Here is a 20656-nt window from a genome sequence, read left to right as displayed (position 1 = left end):
AACTCCTCAGCGCCAATGGTACTCCGTCTCAAGACGCGGGAGAGTAGGTCGCCGCCAGGCCTGCAAAGAACAAGAGATCCTCAAACACCACGATGTCCCATCAAACAAAAACGCCGCCTCAAAACCGAGGCGGCGTTTTTTGTTGTCTGCAGCTCGCCTCAATACACGTCCTGCTGATAGCGGCCCTGCTTCTTCAGTTCGGACACGAACGCCGTCGCCTCTGCGGCCGATCGGGCGCCGTGCTGGGCGACGATGTCGACCAATGCGCGTTCGACGTCCTTGGCCATGCGCTTGGCGTCGCCGCAGACGTAGAGGCTGGCGCCGTCGGTGAGCCAGCTCCACAGGTCGCGGCCGACCTCGCGCATCCGGTCCTGGACGTAGATCTTCTCGCCGCTGTCGCGCGACCACGCCAGCGTCAGCCGGGTCAAATGGCCGGCGTTCTTCATCGCCTTCAATTCGTCCTCGTAGAAGAAGTCCGTCGCCGAGCGTTGATGCCCGAAGAACAGCCAGTTCTTGCCGGGTGCCTGGATCGCCCGGCGCTCGTGCAGGAAGGCCCGGAATGGAGCGACGCCGGTGCCCGGCCCGATCATGATGATCGGCCGGTGCGGGTCCGACGGCAGCGCGAAATTATGGGCCTTCTGCACATAGGCGCGCAGCGTCTCGCCCGGCTGCACCCGCTCGGCGAGACCGGTGGAGCAGACGCCGAGCCGCTGCCGCTTGCCGACCTGGTAGCGCACGCAATCGACCGTCAGCGTCAGCCGCCCCGGTGCCGTCTTGGGCGACGACGAGATCGAGTACAGCCGCGGCTGCAGTGGATCGAGGGCCTCGATGAATGCTTCCGGATCGGGGCGGAGACCGGGGAATTTCTCCAGCGCGGCGAGGACGTCGAGTGTCGCCGCGTCGCCGTCGGGATCTTCGCCGCTGGCGAGCGCGCGCGCCTTCTTCCGCTTGTCGCCGCCGGTGATGTAGCTGATCAATTGAAACAGCGTGTCGGGCGCCGGCGCCAGCGACACGCTGTCGAGCAGCGTCTGCCGCAGCGTCGATTGCAGAATCGGCAACTCCGCCGGTGGGCCCAGCGCCGCGATGATCGAATCGACCAGCGCCGGATCGTTGGTCGGAAACAGTCCGAACGAATCGCCGGCCTCATAGCTCAGACAATCCTCCAGCTCGAACTCGACGTGCCAGGTTTCCTTCTCCGAGCCCGGCTTGTTGAGCCGCGTCCGCGACAGCACTTTGGCGGTCGCCGGATTGTCGCGCGAGGTGCCGCGCGGCGGCAGCGCAGCCACCGGCGCGACGTCGGCGGCGAGCGAGGGCGCGCTATCCAGCGTCGGCGCAGCGCCGATCTGTTCGGCCAGCGTCTTCACCATCCGCGCGGTGTCCTTGCCGCCGGGGGCGCACAGATTGAGCCGCGTCTCCTTGCCGTCGAAGATCGCGCCCGAGTAGTTGCGACAGTCGTAGCCGCACTGACCGCAATCCTGCTGCGCCATCGCGGCCATCAGCTTCCAGCGCAGCGGCTTGCCCTCCGCGAGCTGCATCCGCTCTCCGATCGGCAGGCTCTGGTCGTGCCACGGCGTACCGCCGTCATCGTCTTCGGCCGCGGGCGCATCGCCGGCGAGCAGTGCGGCGGCCTGATCGGGCGACAGCGCGGTGACGCCTTGCCCATCGAGCGACACCAGGCCGGCGAAGAAGCCGTTGAGCCAGGCGCGTTGCTCCTCGGAGAACGGTGCGGTCTCCGGCACCAGCAGCGGGATGGGCGGCGGCAGGTTCGGGCTCATGCCACGGTCTCCGGTGATTGCTCAAAGGCGAACAGGTGCTGCAGCGCCGCCGCATCGTGGCGGCGGACGAAAGCGAGGAAACTCTCCGCCGGCGACGTGCGATGGGCCAAATAGGTCTGCAGCATGTGCTCGATCACGCGCGGCGCGTCGTCCTGCTTGACGTCGCGCAGCACCTCGGTGCCGATCGCCGCCTCTGAGCCGAAGCCGCCACCGACATGGATATGAAAGCCTTCGACGCTGTCCTCATCCGAGATCGCCACCTTGGCGCCGATCAGGCCGATGTCGCTGATGAAGTGCTGCGCGCAGGAGTTATGACAGCCGGTGAGGTGAATGTTGATCGGACTGTCGAGCGCAACGCGCGGCTCGCAATGCTGCGCGATCGCTTCCGCGGTCTCTTTGGTGTGGGCGGCGGCGAATCGGCAGCCGCTGGCACCGGTGCAGGCGACGAGACCGGCGCGCAGCGGCGAGGCGGTGATCGCGAGGCCCAGCGTCTCGATCGCGGCGGAGGCATCCGCCACCCGCGCATCCGGCACGCCGGAGATCAACAGATTCTGCCACACCGTCAGCCGCAGATCGCCGTCGCCGAAGCTGCGCGCGATCTCGGCGAGGCCGCGCATCTGCGCCGAAGTCAGATGCCCGGTCGCGAGCCGGACGCCGATCCAGTTCAGCCCGGCCTGTTGCTGCCGATGCACGCCGAGATGGGCGGTGCGGTCCTGCGCAGGCCGCGGCGCCGCCGCCTCGGCCGGCACCCGGATCAGCTTGCGGCCGAGTTTGTCCTCCACAAGCTCCAAGTACTTGTCGAAGCCGAACGCATCGAGCACATATTTCAGCCGCGCCTTGTTGCGGTCGGTGCGATCGCCGTGCTCGATGAACACCCGCACGATCGCGTCCGCGACCTCGGTCGCCTCCTCGGCCGCCACGATCACGCCGGTGTCGCGGGCAAAATCCCTGTGGCCGGTGATGCCGCCGAGGGCGAGACGGAAGTACACGCCGGGCGCGACGCCGTGGCCGTCCGCGATCTGCACCGCCTGGAATGCGATGTCGTTGGTGTCTTCCAGCGTCGGGATCAGCCCGCCGCCGTCGAACGCGACGTTGAACTTACGCGGCAGCCCGAACAGCGCGCGTTCGTTGAGGATGTGGAAGTGCCAGTCGCGGGCGTAGGGCCTTGTATCGATCAGCTCCTGCGGATCGATCCCGGCGGTCGCCGAGCCGGTGACGTTGCGGATGTTGTCGGCGCCGGAGCCGCGCGCCCACAGCCCCAGGCTCTCGATGCCCTGCAGCAGCTTCACCGCATCCTTCGGCGCGATCTCGCGCATCTGCAGATTGGCGCGCGTCGTCACATGCGCGTAGCCGCCGGCGAGGATGTCGGCGAGATCGGCGAGGCCGGCCATCTGCCACGAACTCAGGATGCCGTTCGGAATCCTCAGGCGGCACATATACGAGGTCTGCGCCGGCGCGACGTAGAACAGCCCATAGTAGCGCCAGCGGAAATTGTCCGGCGGCTTCGGGGCCGCGTTGTCGCGTGCCTGCTGCTTCAGCCGCACGTAGGCTTCGAACGGATGCTGCTCGCGCTTCCACTTCTCCTGGTCGTTGAGCTTCTTGCCCGCCGCGGTGACGCGGTCCTGTGCAGCCAGGTGGATCGCGTCCGGGCCGCTCGGCGGTGCCGCACCGCCGGCCGGCAAGCTGCCGCGCGCGGCGCGCGCCGCGGTGACGCCGGTGGCGAAGCCTTCGAGATAGCGCTTCTGGTCGACCGAGAATTCGCTGCCCATCGCCGCCTCACGCCGCCGGCACGAGGAGGGGCAGGGCGGTCAGCTCGGCGCGGTGTCGCCGGAAGCCGCCGCCGTCATCGCGTCCGACAGCATCGCATAGGCCTCGCGCCAGGCCGCCGCCAGCTCCGGCGTCCAGTCGGCGCCGAATTCCTGCTCCAGCGTCCACAGCAGCGCCGCGCCGAACGGCGTGTAGTCGGCGGCGCTGACGCCATAAGCGATGTGCAGCCGCGCCAGCCGCCCGGTGGCCGGCAGGATGGTGGCGAGATCGGTCAGCCCGGTCACCACCACGTTCAGCGTGCTCATCAGCTTCTTGCCCTGCCGGCGCATGTCGCCGTGAAACAGCGGTCGCAGCTCCGGCGCGGTCGCGAACAGCCGCGCGTAGAACAGCGCCGCGGTCTCGTCCGAGATCGGCGTCAGCCGCGCGAAGCTCTGTTGTACCAATGCGATCGCCTGCGGCGTCATCACGGTCCTTGGTTGCGATGTGGTCTCCCCGACATCCGTACACCAAGCGCTGCATCGACCAATCCCCTTTGCACAGGGCGCCTCGAACCGACGAAAAAAGCCGCTGCCTGGTTGCTCGCGGAGCGAGACCAGGACAGCGGCGGTGCTGTCGGAGTTTCGATGACGCCAGGACGCCCCACCGGCATCCCGCACAGATCAGTAGAGCGAAATCTGTGCCAACCGTTGGCAGCAGGATGATTTGTCCGGTTTTTCAGGAGCTTGGCGTCTGACCGCGGCGCCGCCCCGCGGTCGCGCGAGTCACCGCGCGCCGCCGTCCGGCTGAGCAGCATGGCGATGAAATGTGCAGCGCAGCGCCGATCAGGCGGGGCCGTGGTCCGGATAGGCGGCGCCGATCATCCGCGCCGAGATCACCGCATAGACCTTGCGCCAGGACTGCTCGACGTCGTCGTTCCAGAACCCGGCGAGTTGGCGGCCGAGGCTCCAGAGCAGCGCCTCGCCGACCGGCGCGTAGTGATCGGGACGGACGCCGTAGCGGGTGTGGTCGACCGCGAGCTTGCCGGCGACCGCGTACAGCCCGGTGAGATTGTCGAGGCTTCCGACCAGCACCGCCAGGGTCGAGATGAACTTGTCCTTCATCCGGGTCATGTCGCTGCGAAACAGCGCCCGGCTGTCGGGTGCGATCTCGAACAGGCGCGCGTAGAACTGATCGGCCATCTCGGTCGAGCGCGGCCACATCAGGTCGAACGAGGCCTGAACCCGTTGAATGTCGGCGGCGGTCAGGGTTGCGAGTCTCTTCATCGCGGATCTCGTTCAGCCTCAGCGCCGGATCGTCATCCGCGCCAGATAGCCGGCGATGTCGTCGGGATCGAACGCGCCGCCGGTGCACTCGCCGATGCCGTCGGCGGGTGCCGCCGGCAATGCAGGAGCCGTGCCGACGGCGGCGTCATACAGATCCGGCCGGAACACCGCCTTGGCGGCGGCGAGCAGATCGGCCGACAGCGGGGCCTGGCCCCAGCGCACCATCTGGGCGTAATTCCAGGCGCCCTGCACCGGATCGGGCCGCGCCGCGGCTTCGCGCCCGACCAGCAGATAGCGGGCGGTCGCGCGGATCGTGCCGTCGGCCGCGACCTTGAGCCGGCCGTCGAGGGTGCGGCGGATCAGCTCCGGCGTCACCTCGATCCGGCCCGGCGCGGTGAGCAAGGCGCAAACCTCGTCGCGATTGGCGACGTCCTCGATGTAGTCGGCGGCGCGGACATGGGCGCGGATCAAGGCCTGCAGCACGTCGGGATGCTGCGCGGCCCAGCTCGCCCGCACCGTCAGCATCTTCTCGGCGGCGCGCTGGAACAGCTCGCTGGTGAAATGCAGGATGGTGCCGATGCCGAGATCGATCGCCACCGAATTCCACGGCGCGCCGACGCAGAAGCCATCGAGGTGGTTGCTGGCCAGACTCTCGACCATGAACGGCGGCGGCAGCACCACCAGCCGCACATCCTCGTCCGGATCGACGCCGCCTGCGCCCATCCAGAATCGCAGATCGTAATTGTGGCTGGAGAACGGGAAGGTCATGCCGAAGGTCAGCGGCTCCTGTCCCTTGGCTTTGCGCCCGGCGACGACCCGCGCCAGCGCGCGCGCCGAGACGACCGGATCGGCGACGTCGCCGTCGGCCATCGCGACGATCGCGGCGTGCAGATCCGGCGACACCGTGATGGCATTGCCGTTGACGCCGAGGCCGAAGCCGGAGATCACCGGCACCTTGACGTGGCCGATGCCGAGGCTGGAGGCGACCGCCAGCGGCGCGAGCAGATGCGCGGCGTCGAACATCCCGATGTTGAACTTGTCGCGGACATTGGCCCAGGAGATCTCGCGCACCAGCTCGACGTCCAACCCCTCGGCGGCGCAGAACCCCTTGTCGGCGGCGACGATCAGCGCGGCGGCGTCGACCAGCGGGATGAATCCGATGCGCAGGCGCTCGCTCATGTCAGGCGCTCCAGCGTTCCACTCGTCATGCCCGGCCTTGTGCCGGGCATCCACGCCTTGCTGACGGCAACCCGAGAAAGGCGTGGATGGCCGGGCCTTCGCCGCGCCGGAGCGGCTTCGGCCGCGCAGGCGGGACGAGCCCGGCCATGACGCGCGGAGAGGATGGTATTGATGGCGCGACGCATCATTTCAGCATCTCCGAAGCCGTGATCACCGACTGGGCGATCTCGGCGATCTTCTTCTTCTCGTTCATCGCGGTCGAGCGCAGCAGCACGTAGGCCTGTTCCTCGGTGAGGCCCTTGGCCTTCATCAGGATGCCCTTGGCGCGGTCGATCACCTTGCGGTCCTCCAGCGCCGAGCGGGCGTTGCTCAGCTCGGTTTCCAGCTTGGCGAAGGCGTTGAAGCGCGAGATGCACAGATCGAGAATGTGCTTCATCCGCTCCTTCTTCAGCCCGTCGACGATGTAGGCGGAAACGCCGGCATCGACCGAGGCCTGGATCGAAGCGGTGTCGCTCTGGTCGACGAACATCGCGATCGGCCGCTTCACGATCCGGCTGACCTGGAACATCTGCTCCAGCATGTCACGGCTGGGGTTCTCGAGGTCGATCAGGATCACGTCCGGGTCGATCTGGTAAATCCGCGCCAGAAGGTTGGTGGTGCCTTCGAGATGGGTGATATCTGTCATCCCCGCCTCGCGCAGGCCCTCGGTGAGAATCGCGGCGCGAACCGGGTTCTCATCGACGATGACGATGCTGAGCGAGTGGTCCATCACGGGCGGCGGTACCTGCGGAAGGTGGATAGCAGCACAAACCATATCCCGGTCGGCAATTGAAGCGGATTGATTGCGCCGCGTGCGTTCGAGGATCGAACGGGCGTCGGCCGCGGCCGATATTGACGGCGAAACCGCGATCGGGTGGGGTGGGGCAAAACCGCTGTCGTCATCCATCTTCCGGGGAAGAACGCTGATGCCTTTCGTCATGGCCATCGATCAGGGCACCACCTCGTCGCGGGCGATTCTGTTCCGCTCCGACATTTCGATCGCGGCCTCCGCGCAGCAGGAATTCCCGCAGCATTTCCCGGCGTCCGGCTGGGTCGAGCACGAGCCCGAGGATATCTGGGCGACGACCATCGCCACCTGCCGCGCCGCGATGGACAAGGCCGGCGCCACCGCCGCCGACATCGCCGCGATCGGCATCACCAACCAGCGCGAGACCGTGGTGGTGTGGGACGCGGTGTCCGGCCAGGCGATCCACCGCGCCATCGTCTGGCAGGATCGCCGCACCGCGGAGTTCTGCACCCGGCTGAAGGCCGAGGGGCTGGAGCCGATGATCACCGCCAAGACCGGGCTGATCATCGATCCGTATTTCTCCGGCACCAAGGTCGCCTGGCTGCTCGACAACGTGCCCGGCGCGCGGGCCCGCGCCGAACGCGGCGAGCTGAAGTTCGGCACCGTCGATTGCTATCTGCTGTGGCGGCTGACCGGCGGCAAGGTCCACGCCACCGACGCCACCAATGCGTCGCGCACGCTGCTTTTCAATATTCATGATGGCGCCTGGGACGACGAGCTTCTCAAGTTGCTCGGCGTGCCGCGCTCGATGCTGCCGGAGGTCAAGGATTCCTCGGCGCATTTCGGCGACAGCGTGCCGGAGCTGTTCGGCGGCTCGATCGCGATCCGCGGCATCGCCGGCGACCAGCAGGCCGCGACCATCGGCCAGGCCTGCTTCACCCCTGGCATGATCAAGTCGACCTACGGCACCGGCTGCTTCGCGCTGCTCAACACCGGTACGACGCCGGTGAAGTCGAACAACAAGCTGCTGACCACGGTGGCCTATCAGCTCGACGGCAAGCGCACCTACGCGCTGGAAGGTTCGATCTTCGTCGCCGGCAGCGCGGTGCAGTGGCTGCGCGACGGCCTCGGCGTGATCAAGCACGCCTCCGAGACCGGCCCGCTCGCCGATAGATCGGATTCGGCGCAGAGCGTGTATCTGGTGCCGGCGTTCGTCGGCATGGGCGCGCCGTATTGGAATCCGCGCGTCCGCGGCGCGCTGTTCGGCCTGACGCGCAACACCGGCCCGGCGGAGCTTGCCCACGCAGCGCTGGAGAGCGTGTGCTACCAGACCTTCGACCTGTGGGCGGCGATGCGCGCCGATTGGCCGGACGCCGACGTCGCCACCACCGTGCTGCGCGTCGACGGCGGCATGACCGTCTCCGACTGGACCATGCAGCGCCTCGCCGATCTGCTCGATGCTCCCGTGGATCGCCCGGTGATCCAGGAAACCACCGCGCTCGGCGCCGCGTATCTCGCCGGCCTCTCAGCCGGCGTCTATCCCGAACCGCAGAAATTCGCCGACAACTGGCGCCTCGACCACCGCTTCCGCCCCGCCATGAGCGCAGCGACGCGCGAGCGCAAACTGGCGGGATGGAGCAGGGCGGTGAAGGGTCTGCTGGCGACGGATGAGGGGGAGTGACAGGGGAGCTTCGTCGCAATGCCGACCGTGCTGCGCTGGGGGCCGTACCGGGCGTTCTTCTACTCGAATGAATCCGGAGAACCTGCTCACGTGCATGTCCGAGCCGGCAACAGCGAAGCCAAGTTCTGGTTGCACGATCTCTCGATTGCGGTGAATGCGGGATTTCCCGCTCACGAGATCGGCGCTATTCTTCGTCACCTCCGCGCGCATCGTGAGTTGCTGGAAGGCAAGTGGCATGAGCACTTTGGAAATTGATGTCGGTGACATCAGACCGGTTGCGGTGGAGTTCACCGCGGACGAACTCGTCGTGACGCTCGCCGATGGCCGGCGGATCGCAACGCCGCTCGATTGGTACCCCAGCCTGCTACACGCGTCCGCGACGGCGCGCACCAATTTCGAGTTGATGCCGATGGGCATTCACTGGCCGGAGCTCGACGAAGACCTCGGCATTGCAGGCATGCTACGCGGTCGATCTGCGACACGCGCTTCACAAGCTTAGCGCAGAGGCGGACGAGTGGCGCGTCATTGCCCAAGCACGCCACGTCATGACGTCCTCGCCGAGCACCGTCGGCTATTTCGCGCTTGAGCCGCACCGGCAGCCGGGCGACGATTATGCTGTATTAACCCCACGGTGCCCGCGATGATCCTGATCGGCCAATACGACTCCCCCTTCGTGCGCCGCGTCGCGCTCGCGCTGCGGCTGTATGAGTTGCCGTTCGAGCATTGGCCGTGGTCGACGTTCGGCGCTGCCGACAGGATCGCGCCGTTCAATCCGCTGCGCCGGGTGCCGACGCTGGTGCTGGACGATGGCGAGGTGCTGATCGAGAGCAACGCGATCCTGGATTATCTCGACGAACTGGTCGGGCCTGCCATGGCCATGATCGCGGAGAGCGGATCGGCGCGGCGGCAGGTGCTGAAAGTCTGCGCGCTGGCGACCGGGCTTGGCGACAAGGCGGTCAGCCTGGTCTACGAGCGGGTGCTGCGCCAGCAGCAATCCGACGTCTGGGTCGCGCGCTGCGAGGCGCAGATCGGCAGTGTGCTCGACGTGCTGGAGGCGCAACGCGCCGCGATCGCGACGCCGTTCTGGTTCGGCGACACCATCGGCCACGCCGATATCGCGGTCGCCTGCGTGCTGCGCTTCACCGGCGAGGCGCATCCGCATCTGTTCGATGCCGCGCGCCATCCCGCGCTCGCGGCCCATGCGGCGCGCTGCGAAGCCCTGCCGGCGTTTCGCGAGATCGTCCAGCCGCTGCTCCCGCCGTCGCCCGAATAGCGCGCGCCGGTCGGCGCGCCACGATCCGCACGACGGTCGGTCGCTGCCGATCAGCACCGCCCTCCTGAAAGCCGATGCGTAGTTGTACGAGGTGCTACGTAATCGTGCGGGCGGCCTTCGGCCTACGGTACGCAGTTAGACAAACGGATTGTTAGTTCCCTGCATGGAACTATCCGGCCGTTCGAGGGCGGCGCGCGATGCGGTCGCGCGCCTGCACATCGGGCGGAATTCCTAAGATCGATGAAATCGGGTCGAGGAGTTTCGCAGGTGAGTCCGGGCGAGCGTTTAACGATGCCTCCAGCTCCCGGGCCGTTCCGGTAGAACTTCGCGTTGAGCGGGCGGCTGTTCAAAAACTAGAAGCGCGGCGCCGGCGCGCGCGATGGTCGCGCAGACGCGGCGTCGAAACGAGGGTGTTGAATCATGTCGGTCGATCGCAGGTCGCTCTTGAAAGGTCTCTTGGCGTGCGGCTGCTGCGCGGCGGCCGGCGCGAGCTTCGCCGAGGGCGCCGGTCACGGCGGCGGGGTGCACTGGAGCTACGAGGGCGAGGGCGCGCCGGACAAATGGGGCGATCTGCAGTCAGACTACAAGGTCTGCCGTCTCGGCGCCGAGCAGACCCCGATCGATCTCGTCGGCGGCATCAAGGGAGAGCCCGGCACCGCCCGGCACGACTACAAGCCGATGCCGCTGCGCATCGTCAACAACGGCCACACCATCCAGGTCAACGCCGATCCGGGCTCGTCCTGCACCGTCGACGGTGTGCGCTACGAGCTGCTGCAGTTTCACTTCCACCATCCGAGCGAGCATCTGATGGCCGGCAAGCGCTTCGAGATGGAATGCCACTTCGTCCACAAATCCGCGAGCGGGACGCTGGCGGTGACCGGCGTGCTGATCCGGCCCGGCGCCGAGAATGCGGCGCTGAAGGGCGTGTTCGATCAGCTTCCGGCGAAGGCCGGCGCCGAACTGCGCGCCAACGGCACGATTGAACCTGCCGCGGTGCTACCCACGAGCGGCGGCTTCTTCCGCTACATGGGCTCGCTGACGACGCCGCCGTGTTCGGAGGGGCTCACTTGGACGGTGTTCAAGGAGCCGATCGAACTGTCGCCGGCCCAGATCCAGCGTTTCGCGGCGCTGTTCCCGAACAACGCGCGGCCGGCGCAGCGGCGCAACCGCCGCTTCCTGATCGACGCCTCCTGATCAGCCCCGATTGAGGTTAGACACCAAGGTCATGACGATGTCTTCAGCCCCCTCCGCAACTTCCGGCCTGTTCGGGCTCTTCACCAACCGCCGCATCAACACCAAGGTCATGCTGGGCTTCGCCTTGGTGCTGGCCTTGACCGCGGTCCTTGCGGTGATGTCGTATCGCGGCTTCAGCAAGGTCAGCGACGGCTTCCAGACGTTCAATCAGCGGGTCGGCGTCGTCGGCATGGCGCGCGAGATCGAACGCGGCTTCGTCGGCTATCGTCGCTTGGTTCGCGAATATTCGCTGACCGGCAGCGAGGCCGAGATGCAGGAAGCCAAGAAGCGGCAGCCTGCGCTCGCCCAGGCGATCCAGCAGGCTTTGGCCGAGACCAAGAATCCGGAGCGTCACCACAAGCTGGTCGAACTGGACCAGGCGTTCAAGAAGTACGGTGCCGATTTCGACAAGCTGATCGCGTTGCGGCAGGGGCAGGACAGGCTGGTCCGCGAGGTACTCGATCCGCTCGGCGCCAAGTCGCGCGTCGAGATCGAAGAAATGCAGGCGCTGTCGATGACCAAGTCGGGCAACTCCAACAGCTTGGTGCTGGCCGGCGAGGCGCTGAAGCAGTTGCTGCTGGTCCGCCTCAACGTCAACAAGCTGCTCGGCCGCCACGAGCAGAGTTCGGCCGACGGTGCTGAGAAAGCCCTTGCGGCGCTCAAGCAGGCGATGGCGGCGTTCTCCGCGTCGATCGTCGATCCCGAGGTCCGCACCCTGTTCGCCGACGTCAATGCCAACGTCGAGAAGTACTCGGAGGCGTATCATCAGGTGCCGCGCACAACGCCCATGAGATCGAACTGCTCGGCAACGGCGAGATGACCAGGCTGGCGCGGGAGGTGACCGCGGACGCTGAAGCCATCAAGGCCTCGGGTGTGGCCGAGGAGAAGCAGATCGAGCACGAGACCAGCGATCTGATCGCCACGACCGAGCGGCTGGTGGCTTTGCTGGCGATCGGCAGCCTGGTACTCGGTGTCGTTCTCGCCTGGCTGATCGGCCGCGCGATCTCCAAGCCGGTGGTCGGGCTGTGCGCCGGCATGCGCGAACTCGCCGACGGCAATTTTGCCGTCGTGCTGCCGGGCCTCGGCCGCGGCGACGAGGTCGGCGACATGGCGCAGGCGGTCGAGACCTTCAAGGTCAAGGCCGAGCAGAAGGCCCGTGCGGAAGCCGAAGCCAAGGCAGAGCAGGATCGTCAGGCGGCGCTGATCCGCAAGCAGGAGATGATCCGGCTTGCGGATCAGTTCGAGGGCGCGGTCGGCGAGATCGTGCAGACGGTGTCGTCGGCTTCGACCGAACTGGAGGCGTCGGCGACGACGCTGACCGCGACGGCGGAGCGCGCCCAGTCTGTCACCACCGCGGTCGCGGCGGCGTCCGAGGAAGCCTCGACCAACGTCAACTCGGTGGCCTCGGCGACCGAGGAGATGGCGTCGTCGGTCAACGAAATCAGCCGACAGGTCCAGGAGTCCTCGCGGATCGCCACCGAGGCGGTGACGCAGGCGCAGCAAACCAACGCGCAGGTCAGCGAGTTGTCGGCGGCGGCCGCGCGGATCGGCGATGTCGTCGAACTGATCAATCAGATCGCCGGACAGACCAACCTCTTGGCGCTCAACGCCACGATCGAAGCGGCACGGGCCGGCGAAGCCGGCCGCGGCTTCGCGGTGGTCGCGGCCGAGGTCAAGGCGCTGGCCGAGCAGACCGCCAAGGCGACCGGCGAGATCAGCGCGCAGATCAGCGGCATCCAGTCGGCGACCGACCAGTCGGTGGTCGCGATCCGCGAGATCGGCACCACCATCGCCAAGATGTCGGAGATCGCCTCGACGATCGCTTCGGCGATCGAGGAACAGGGCGCCGCGACGCAGGAGATCTCCCGCAACATCCAGCAGGCGGCGATCGGGACGCAGGAGGTGTCGGCCAACATCGTCGAGGTGCAGCGCGGTGCTACCGAGACCGGCTCGGCCTCGGGACAGGTGCTGTCGGCGGCCCAGTCGCTGTCGCGCGACAGCAACGTCCTTCAGCAGCAGGTCGCGACCTTCCTGTCGACGGTGCGGGCAGCCTGACCGGCCGCGCACCCGCAAGCGTTCGTGGATCATCTCTTGACAATATTCCTACAAGGACTATAGTCCGCATCGTCCTGTCCGTGAGGGGCGCTTCTCGAGGGCGCTTGGAAGCGGGACAGATCGTCGGCCGGGAGACCGGCCGGTGAGGGTTTGGCGAAGCTGCAGGGTGCAGCGGCGCCGAGCCTGACGCGGCGTCCTGCGCGAGGTGGTTCGCACCCACTTCGTCCGGGAGGCAGAAGGTCGCCGTCCGCCGCTACTATGAGCGGCTGCCCATCGCGAGGCTGGACGGGACGGAACGAGGCGGGAGAAATCCCCGTGCTCCCCGCGCCCGGAAGAACGGTCCCGACGCCAAAAGATCGCCGCTGGTGGGCGCGCCGTAAGGCGATGCGCGATGGATCGCAAGCCATCGCGACCAACCACCAACTTTGCGCCAAGCGGCGCGCCCCCGCCCCTCGCTGTGATAGCGACGGGCGCAAACCTCGGGCTCAGCGCAGCCGCGAGAACGTAGCGGCGTGGCTGTTTGACAGGCTGAATCGGAACAACGCAGTTCGAGCCGAAGCTCGCGACGAGCCTCGCGATCACGCACGCGCTCGCCCGACTTCCACCGTCATCGCCCGGCTGTTCGGGCGACCTAGTATCCCAGAGCGCCCGCTGCATCGCTTAAGGCTCACTACGCGCTCTCTGCCATACTGGGTCCCCCGCCTGCGCGGGGGACGACGGCCGAGGTAGGCGATGGCGCGGAGGCGGTGACGGCGGCTTACGCAGGCGATCACGCCTGCAAGAAGTCCGCCGCAGTTACTTCGCCGCGACCTTCTGCTTGCGCCACGCCAGATGCAGCGCGCAGGTGCAGCCCTGCGGGTGCGAGGCCAGCGCGGCGTCGTCGGCCGACAGCGGAGCATCGGCTTGCGGCGCCAGCGGCGGCATGCCGGTTTCATCGGTGGCGCCCGTGCTGCGCGATGGGATGTAGTTCAGCACCGGTGCCAGCCAGCGTTCGGCGGTGGCGACGTCCCAGCCCTTGCGGGCGGCGTAGTCTTCGACCTGGTCGCGTTCGATCTTGCCGACGCCGAAATAGGCGCTCTGCGGATGGCTGAAATACAGTCCCGACACCGACGAGCCCGGCCACATCGCAAAGCTCTCGGTCAGCGTCACGCCGGCGGAGGCTTCGGCGTCGAGCAGTTCGAACAGCGTCGCCTTCTCGGTGTGGTCGGGCTGCGCCGGATAGCCGGGCGCGGGGCGGATGCCCTGATACTTCTCCAGGATCAGATCGTCCGCCGACAGGGTCTCATCCGGCGCATAGCCCCAGAACTCGCGGCGGACGCGGGCGTGCATCCGCTCGGCGAAGGCTTCGGCAAGACGATCGGCCAGCGCCTTGACCATGATCGACGAGTAGTCGTCGCGCTCGGCCTTGAACTTGTCGGCGATCACGTCCTCGCCGATGCCGGCGGTGACCACGAAGCCGCCGATATAGTCGGCGACACCGCTCGCAACCGGCGCGATGAAGTCGCTGAGCGCGGCGTTGGCGCGGCCTTCGCGCTTGTCGAGCTGCTGGCGCAGGCTGTGCAGCGTGGCGATCGGCGTGGTGCGCGCTTCATCCGCATAGACCAGGATGTCGTCGCCTTGCGCATTCGCCGGCCAGAACCCGATCGTCGCGTTGGCGGTGAACCAGTTCTCGGTGACGATGCGGTCCAGCATCTTGCGGGCGTCGGCATACAGCGCCGTTGCGGCTTCGCCGACCACGCTGTCGTCGAGGATCGCAGGGAAGCGTCCGGCGAGCTCCCAGGCCTGGAAGAACGGCGTCCAGTCGATGTAGTCGACCAGTTCGGCGAGCGAATAGCTGCTGAAGCTCCGGGTGCCGACGAAGGAGGGCTTGACCGGCTTGGTCGCGGCCCAATCGATCCTGGTGGCGTTGGCGCGCGCGGCGGCGAGCGTCAGCCGCTTCTTGTCGGCCTGGGCGCGGTGATGCGCGGCCGAGATCTTGGCGTAGTCGGCGCGAATCTCCGCCGCATAGGCGGCGCCCTTGTCCTTCGACAGCAGCGAAGAGGCGACGCCGACCGCACGGCTGGCGTCGTTGACGTGCACCACGCTGCCGGCGGGATAGGCCGGGTCGATCTTCACCGCGGTGTGGACACGGCTCGTCGTCGCGCCGCCGATCAGCAGCGGAATGTCAAAGCCGCTCCGCTGCAGCTCGCCGGCGAGGAAGCTCATCTCGTCGAGCGACGGCGTGATCAGCCCGGACAGGCCGATGATATCGGCGTTCTCGGCCTTCGCGGTCTCGATGATCTTGGCGGCCGGCACCATCACGCCGAGGTCGATCACCTCGAAATTGTTGCACTGGAGCACGATGCCGACGATGTTCTTGCCGATGTCGTGGACGTCGCCCTTGACGGTGGCGAGCACAATCTTGCCGGCGGAGGAGCGCTCGCCGAGATCGGTCCCGGCGGCGAGATTGCGCGCCTTCTCCTCCTCCATGAACGGCATCAGATAGGCGACCGCCTGCTTCATCACGCGGGCCGACTTCACCACCTGCGGCAGGAACATCTTGCCGTCGCCGAACAGGTCACCGACCACGTTCATGCCGGCCATCAGCGGACCTTCGATGACGTGCAGCGGCCGCTCGGCCTTGGCCCGTGCTTCCTCAGTGTCAGTTTCGATGAACTCGGTGATGCCGTGCACCAGCGCGTGGCTGAGCCGCTGCTCGACCGGCCACGAACGCCAGGCGAGGTCCTGTTCCTTCTGCTGCTTGCCTTGGCCGCGATATTTGTCGGCGAGCGCCAGAAGCCGCTCGGACGCACCCGGGTCGCGGTTGAGGATGACGTCCTCGCACACCTGGCGCAGCTCGGGATCGATGTCGTCATACACGATCATCTGCCCGGCATTGACGATGCCCATGTCCATGCCGGCCTTGATGGCGTGATACAGGAACACCGAGTGCATCGCCTCACGCACCGGCTCGTTGCCGCGGAACGAGAAGGAGAGATTGGAGACGCCGCCCGACACATGCGCGTGCGGCAGGTTCTGACGGATCCAGCGCGTCGCCTCGATGAAGTCGACGCCGTAATTGTTGTGCTCTTCGAGACCGGTGGCGATCGCGAAGATGTTCGGATCGAAGATGATGTCTTCCGGCGGGAAGCCGACGCGGTCGACCAGGATGTCGTAGGCGCGTTTGCAGATCTCGGTCTTGCGCGCGTAGGTGTCGGCCTGGCCGGTCTCGTCGAACGCCATCACCACCACCGCGGCGCCGTGGCGGCGCGCGATCCTGGCTTCGTGCAGGAACTTGTCCTCGCCTTCCTTCAGCGAGATCGAGTTCACCACCGGCTTGCCCTGCAGGCACTTCAGCCCGGCCTCGATGACGTTGAACTTCGACGAGTCCACCATCACCGGCACCTTGGCGATGTCCGGCTCGGCGGCGACGAGGTTGAGGAAGGTGACCATCGCGGCTTCGGAATCGAGAAGCCCTTCGTCCATGTTGACGTCGATGATCTGGGCGCCGTTCTCGACCTGGTCGCGCGCCACCTGCAGGGCGCTCGCGTAGTCGCCGGCGGTGATCAGTTTGCGGAATTTCGCCGAGCCGGTGACGTTGGTGCGCTCGCCGACATTGACGAACGGAATGGCCGCGGTCAGCTCGAACGGCTCGAGGCCCGAGAGCCGCAGCCGCGGCTCGATGGTCGGGATCACGCGCGGCTTGTGCGGCGCGACGGCTTCGGCGATCGCCTTAATGTGGGCCGGCGTGGTGCCGCAGCAGCCGCCGACGATGTTGACGAGGCCGGCTTCGGCGAACTCGCCGACGAGACCAGCCATGTACTCCGGGCTCTCGTCGTACTGGCCGAATTCGTTGGGCAGGCCGGCGTTGGGATAGGCGCAGACCAGCGTATCGGCGACGCGGCTGATATCGGCGATGTGGGCGCGCAGATCCTTGGCGCCGAGCGCGCAGTTGAAGCCGATAGTGAGCGGCTTGGCGTGCCGCACCGAATTCCAGAATGCTTCGGGCATCTGGCCGGACAGCAGGCGGCCGGATTTGTCGGTGATGGTGCCGGAGATCATCACCGGCACGTCGATGCCGCGGGCCTCGGTGATTTCGGCGATGGCGTACAGCGCCGCCTTGGCGTTCAGCGTATCGAAGATGGTTTCCAGCAGCAGGATGTCGGCGCCGCCGTCGAGCAGGCCGTTGATCTGCTCGGCATAGGCGATGCGCAGATCGTCGAACGTCACCGCGCGGTAGCCGGGATTGGCGACGTCGGGCGAGATCGAGGCGGTGCGGTTGGTCGGGCCAATCGCGCCGGCGACGAAGCGCGGCTTGCCGTCCTCGGCTTCGACTTTGGCGGCGGCATTGCGGGCGAGGCGGGCGCCGTCGCGGCTCATCTCGTAAGCGAGATCCGACATGTCGTAGTCGGCCTGCGCGATCGAAGTCGAGGAGAAGGTGTTGGTCGCGACGATGTCGGCGCCGGCGCGCAGGTACTGCGCGTGGATGTCCTCGATCGCCTGCGGCTGGGTCAGGATCAACAGATCGTTGTTGCCGCGCAGGTCGCGGTGGAAGTCCTTGAACCGCATCCCGCGGAACGCAGCCTCGTCGAACTGCAGCTGCTGAATCATCGTCCCCATCGCGCCGTCGAGCACAAGAATGCGCTGCGCGGCGAGGGCATGAAGACGATCGGCGATCGGGCTTTTGGAAGTCGACATTTGCAAGCTACTCAGCGCGGCTCCCTCTCCCCTTCGGGGAGAGGGCTGGGGTGAGGGGGATCGAACGCATGCGGTCTGATCGTTCGAGCAATCGTTTCGAGCACGCCGTCGATGTTCGACAGCACGTCGTTGTTCCAGAACCGAACGACCAGATAGCCCATCGCGGAGAGTACTTCCGTCCGCGCCGCATCTTGCTCGGTCTGCTGTCCATGTTGTCCGCCGTCGAGTTCGATGACGAGCCGCGCTTCGGTGCAGCAGAAGTCGACGACAAATCGGTCGATCGGGAATTGGCGCCTGAATTTCCAGCCATCGAGTTGGCGATTACGCAGACGGCGCCACAGCAACGTTTCAGCCTGCGTCGGCTGAGCCCGCAGGCGCCTTGCCATTGGTGTACGTGTGGTGCGGATGATCATGGGCGCCTGTGCCCCCTCACCCCAACCCTCTCCCCAAAGGGGAGAGGGAGCGCGCTGTGCGCGTGGAGAGTTCAGTTGCAAATTCACGCGGCTTGCCTTGCCGGCTGCGGCCGGAAGCCCAGCAGATGGCTGATGGCGAACACCAGGTCGGCGCGGTTCATGGTGTAGAAGTGGAAGTTGCTCACGCCGTGCTTGGCGAGCTTGTGCACCTGGCCGGCGGCGACGGTCGCGGCCACCAGCTTGCGGGTGTCGGGATCGTCGTCGAGCCCTTCGAACTGCTTGGCCAGCCAGTCCGGCACGCTGGCGCCGGCGCGGGCGGCGAAGCCGGCGGCCTGCTTGAAGTTCTGCACCGGCAGAATGCCCGGCACGATCGGGATGTCGATGCCGCGGGCGCGGACGCGGTCGAGGTAGCGGAAGTACAGGTCGTTATCGAAGAAGAACTGGGTGATGGCGCGGGTGGCGCCGGCGTCGACCTTCGCCTTGAGGATGTCGAGATCGGCGTCGAAGCCGGTGCTCTCCGGATGCTTCTCCGGATAGGCCGACACCGTAACGTCGATGTCCGGATAGCGCCGCTTGATCGAGGCGACGAGGTCGGCCGAGCTGCGATAGCCCTGCGGGTGCGGCGTGTAGGTGCCACCGAGGCCGGTGGTCGGATCGCCGCGCAGCGCCACGATGTGCCGGACGCCGATGTCGTGATACCGCGTCACCACCTCGTCGACATCGGCACAAGGAGCGTCGACGCAGGTCAGATGTGCAGCCGGCGTCAGATCGGTTTCTTTCAGAATGCGCGCGATGGTGGCATGGGTGCGTTCCCGGGTGGAGCCGCCGGCCCCATAGGTGACGGAAACGAAGCTCGGGTGCAGCGGCGCCAGCCGGCTGATCGCCTGCCACAGATTGCGCTCCATCTCCTCGGTCTTCGGCGGGAAGAACTCGAAGGAAATCGCTGGAAGCTGCTGCGGCAGGTCGCTCATCTGAAGGTCATCCAGTTCGAAAGGCGGTTCGGGCATTGATAGGCGCAGGTGCGGCTGCCCAACGGCCAAGAACCTCCACCAACCACGTTAAATTAGGCCGAACTGCCCTCGGCAGCCAGCCCACTTTGGACGATATCGGTTTGGGAAGTTGCCCAAAACGGTCGATTTTGGCGTTGGGTCGGGATGAATTATATCAGATTGTGGGCAGGATGCGCATCAGCGCCGCTTCAAAATCCATCGAGGGGTCAGCGGGTTGTGTGCAGTGCAGCGATCCGGATGCGGCCGTATGCCTAAGGTCCTAGTGCAGGTAAAGTCGTTCTGCCCACTATGAAGTCCTGGGGCAGCACATCGCCAAATTGCCTAGCCCAATACCTTTGCACCTGCCTCGGTCGCGCACTAGGTTATGCGAATGCTGCCGCTCTCGATCCTTGATCTGTCCGTCGTCACCACCGGCACACCGCCGGCGACGGCGTTGCGCAACTCGATCGACCTCGCGCGCCATGCGGATTCGCTGGGTTATGTGCGCTACTGGCTGGCCGAGCATCACAATCTGCCGTCGGTGGCGAGTCCTGCGCCGGACATCATGATTGGGCAGATCGCCGCTGTGACCGAACGCATTCGCGTCGGCTCCGGCGGCGTGATGCTGCCCAACCACGCGCCGCTTGTGGTGGCCGAGCGCTTCAAGATGCTGGAGGCGTTGTTTCCCGGTCGGATCGATCTCGGCATCGGCCGCGCGCCTGGCACCGATCAGGCGACGATGTATGCATTGCGCCGCCGGCTCGATATTCGCGAAGGCGACGATTTCCTGGAGCGGCTGCAGGAGCTGACGCTGTGGGAGACGCGGGGCTTTCCGCCCGGCCATCCCTACAACAACGTGGTGGCGATGCCTGACGATACGCCGCTGCCGCCGATCTGGCTGCTCGGCTCCAGCGACTACAGCTCCGAGCTCGCCGCGCAGGTCGGCATGGGCTTCGCGTTCGCGCATCACTTCGCCTCGCACGATGCGGTCGAGGCGCTGACGCATTATCGGGCGAACTTCAAGCCGACGCGCTGGCGATCGACTCCGCACGGCATTCTCGCCGTCGCCGCCGTGGTCGCCGACACCGACGTGGACGCGGAGCGGCTGGCGAGCTCGATGGATCTCAGCCGCCTGTTGCGCGACCGCGGCCGCTACGTGCCGCTGCCGAGTGTCGAAGAGGCACTGTCCTATCCGTACACCGAGGCCGACCGTGCCTCGATCGCGCGCAATCGCTCGCGGCTGTTCGTCGGCAGCCCGGCGACGGTGCGCCAGGCTTTGCAGCCGCTGATCACCGCGAGCCACGCCGACGAGCTGATGGTGATCACCGCGGTCTACGATCACGAAGCCCGCAAGCGGAGCTACAGCCTGCTGGCCGACGCGTTCGAGTTGCAGAAGGCAGCGGCGTAGTTCGCTCTCGTCTCAAGCACCGTCATTGCTGTGCAAGTTCAATAATTCGGTGATCGAATCCACCCATCAGGGAGGCTTCGATGCGCGACAACAGTTTCGACCGGACGATCGAGCGGAATTACATCCAGAAATGGCGGTTTCTGATGGCCGAGTACGA

Annotated in this window: 16 protein-coding genes and 1 pseudogene; 8 read left to right on the top strand and 9 right to left on the bottom strand. The window is 66.6% G+C overall.

Features of this window, described 5'->3' with window-relative positions:
- Positions 1–158 precede the first annotated feature (158 nt).
- The 6 genes from DWA33_RS24325 to DWA33_RS24295 all read right to left on the bottom strand — a co-directional run bounded on the left by DWA33_RS24325 (position 159) and on the right by DWA33_RS24295 (position 6752).
- Positions 159–1775, bottom strand: coding sequence for a sulfite reductase subunit alpha (locus DWA33_RS24325; RefSeq protein WP_114361056.1), 1617 nt, complete (start codon positions 1773–1775; stop codon positions 159–161).
- The gene (locus DWA33_RS24320) at positions 1772–3544 is read right to left on the bottom strand and encodes a NirA family protein (RefSeq protein WP_114361055.1); all 1773 of its coding nucleotides are present in this window, start codon (positions 3542–3544) and stop codon (positions 1772–1774) included. Before DWA33_RS24320 ends, DWA33_RS24325 begins: the two co-directional genes overlap by 4 nt.
- A gap of 39 nt (positions 3545–3583) precedes the next feature.
- The gene (locus DWA33_RS24315) at positions 3584–4006 is read right to left on the bottom strand and encodes a globin family protein (protein WP_114361054.1); all 423 of its coding nucleotides are present in this window, start codon (positions 4004–4006) and stop codon (positions 3584–3586) included.
- Positions 4007–4363: 357 nt separating this feature from the next.
- Entirely contained in the window at positions 4364–4804 is a 441-nt protein-coding gene (locus tag DWA33_RS24310) for a globin domain-containing protein (RefSeq protein WP_114361053.1), read from the bottom strand.
- A gap of 18 nt (positions 4805–4822) precedes the next feature.
- On the bottom strand, positions 4823–5983 hold the full coding sequence (locus tag DWA33_RS24305; protein ID WP_114361052.1) for a CmpA/NrtA family ABC transporter substrate-binding protein: 1161 nt from the start codon (positions 5981–5983) through the stop codon (positions 4823–4825).
- A gap of 184 nt (positions 5984–6167) precedes the next feature.
- Positions 6168–6752 carry an ANTAR domain-containing response regulator gene (locus DWA33_RS24295; protein WP_114361050.1) on the bottom strand — a complete coding sequence of 195 codons (585 nt, stop codon included), beginning with the start codon at positions 6750–6752 and terminating at the stop codon, positions 6168–6170.
- Positions 6753–6948: 196 nt separating this feature from the next.
- Between DWA33_RS24295 and glpK the strand changes: the two genes are divergently transcribed.
- The 7 genes and pseudogenes from glpK to DWA33_RS24260 all read left to right on the top strand — a co-directional run.
- The gene (glpK, locus tag DWA33_RS24290; RefSeq protein ID WP_114361049.1) at positions 6949–8451 is read left to right on the top strand and encodes a glycerol kinase GlpK; all 1503 of its coding nucleotides are present in this window, start codon (positions 6949–6951) and stop codon (positions 8449–8451) included.
- A gap of 18 nt (positions 8452–8469) precedes the next feature.
- The gene (locus tag DWA33_RS24285) at positions 8470–8706 is read left to right on the top strand and encodes a DUF4160 domain-containing protein (protein ID WP_047310092.1); all 237 of its coding nucleotides are present in this window, start codon (positions 8470–8472) and stop codon (positions 8704–8706) included.
- A complete protein-coding gene (locus DWA33_RS24280) occupies positions 8687–8950 on the top strand; it encodes a DUF2442 domain-containing protein (protein WP_047310091.1) in 264 nt (87 codons plus the stop codon). The genes DWA33_RS24285 and DWA33_RS24280 overlap by 20 nt, the downstream gene beginning before the upstream one ends.
- Before the next feature lie 141 nt (positions 8951–9091).
- Positions 9092–9724, top strand: a complete 633-nt coding sequence (locus DWA33_RS24275) for a glutathione S-transferase family protein (RefSeq protein WP_114361048.1) — start codon at positions 9092–9094, stop codon at positions 9722–9724.
- 420 nt (positions 9725–10144) lie between these two features.
- The gene (locus DWA33_RS24270) at positions 10145–10918 is read left to right on the top strand and encodes a carbonic anhydrase (RefSeq protein ID WP_114361047.1); all 774 of its coding nucleotides are present in this window, start codon (positions 10145–10147) and stop codon (positions 10916–10918) included.
- Positions 10919–10955: 37 nt separating this feature from the next.
- Positions 10956–11777, top strand: a complete 822-nt coding sequence (locus DWA33_RS24265) for an MCP four helix bundle domain-containing protein (RefSeq protein ID WP_167443279.1) — start codon at positions 10956–10958, stop codon at positions 11775–11777.
- Positions 11778–11989: 212 nt separating this feature from the next.
- Positions 11990–13012, top strand: a pseudogene (locus DWA33_RS24260) (methyl-accepting chemotaxis protein); the annotation flags it as partial.
- Positions 13013–13807: 795 nt separating this feature from the next.
- Here DWA33_RS24260 and metH read toward each other — a convergent pair.
- From metH to metF, 3 genes are all read right to left on the bottom strand, one after another.
- Entirely contained in the window at positions 13808–17689 is a 3882-nt protein-coding gene (gene metH / locus DWA33_RS24255) for a methionine synthase (RefSeq protein WP_114361044.1), read from the bottom strand.
- An 11-nt stretch (positions 17690–17700) separates the two neighbouring features.
- Complete coding sequence (locus tag DWA33_RS24250; RefSeq protein ID WP_114361043.1) at positions 17701–18102, bottom strand: endonuclease domain-containing protein; 402 nt, start codon at positions 18100–18102, stop codon at positions 17701–17703.
- An 83-nt stretch (positions 18103–18185) separates the two neighbouring features.
- Positions 18186–19073, bottom strand: coding sequence for a methylenetetrahydrofolate reductase [NAD(P)H] (metF, locus tag DWA33_RS24245; protein WP_114361057.1), 888 nt, complete (start codon positions 19071–19073; stop codon positions 18186–18188).
- A gap of 409 nt (positions 19074–19482) precedes the next feature.
- On the opposite strand from metF, the gene DWA33_RS24240 reads away from it, so the two are divergent.
- On the top strand, positions 19483–20499 hold the full coding sequence (locus DWA33_RS24240; protein WP_114361042.1) for an LLM class flavin-dependent oxidoreductase: 1017 nt from the start codon (positions 19483–19485) through the stop codon (positions 20497–20499).
- Positions 20500–20656 lie beyond the last annotated feature (157 nt).

This window comes from Rhodopseudomonas pentothenatexigens (genome assembly GCF_900218015.1).
Lineage (GTDB): Bacteria > Pseudomonadota > Alphaproteobacteria > Rhizobiales > Xanthobacteraceae > Rhodopseudomonas > Rhodopseudomonas pentothenatexigens.
This window is presented reverse-complemented; position numbering and strand designations above follow the sequence as displayed.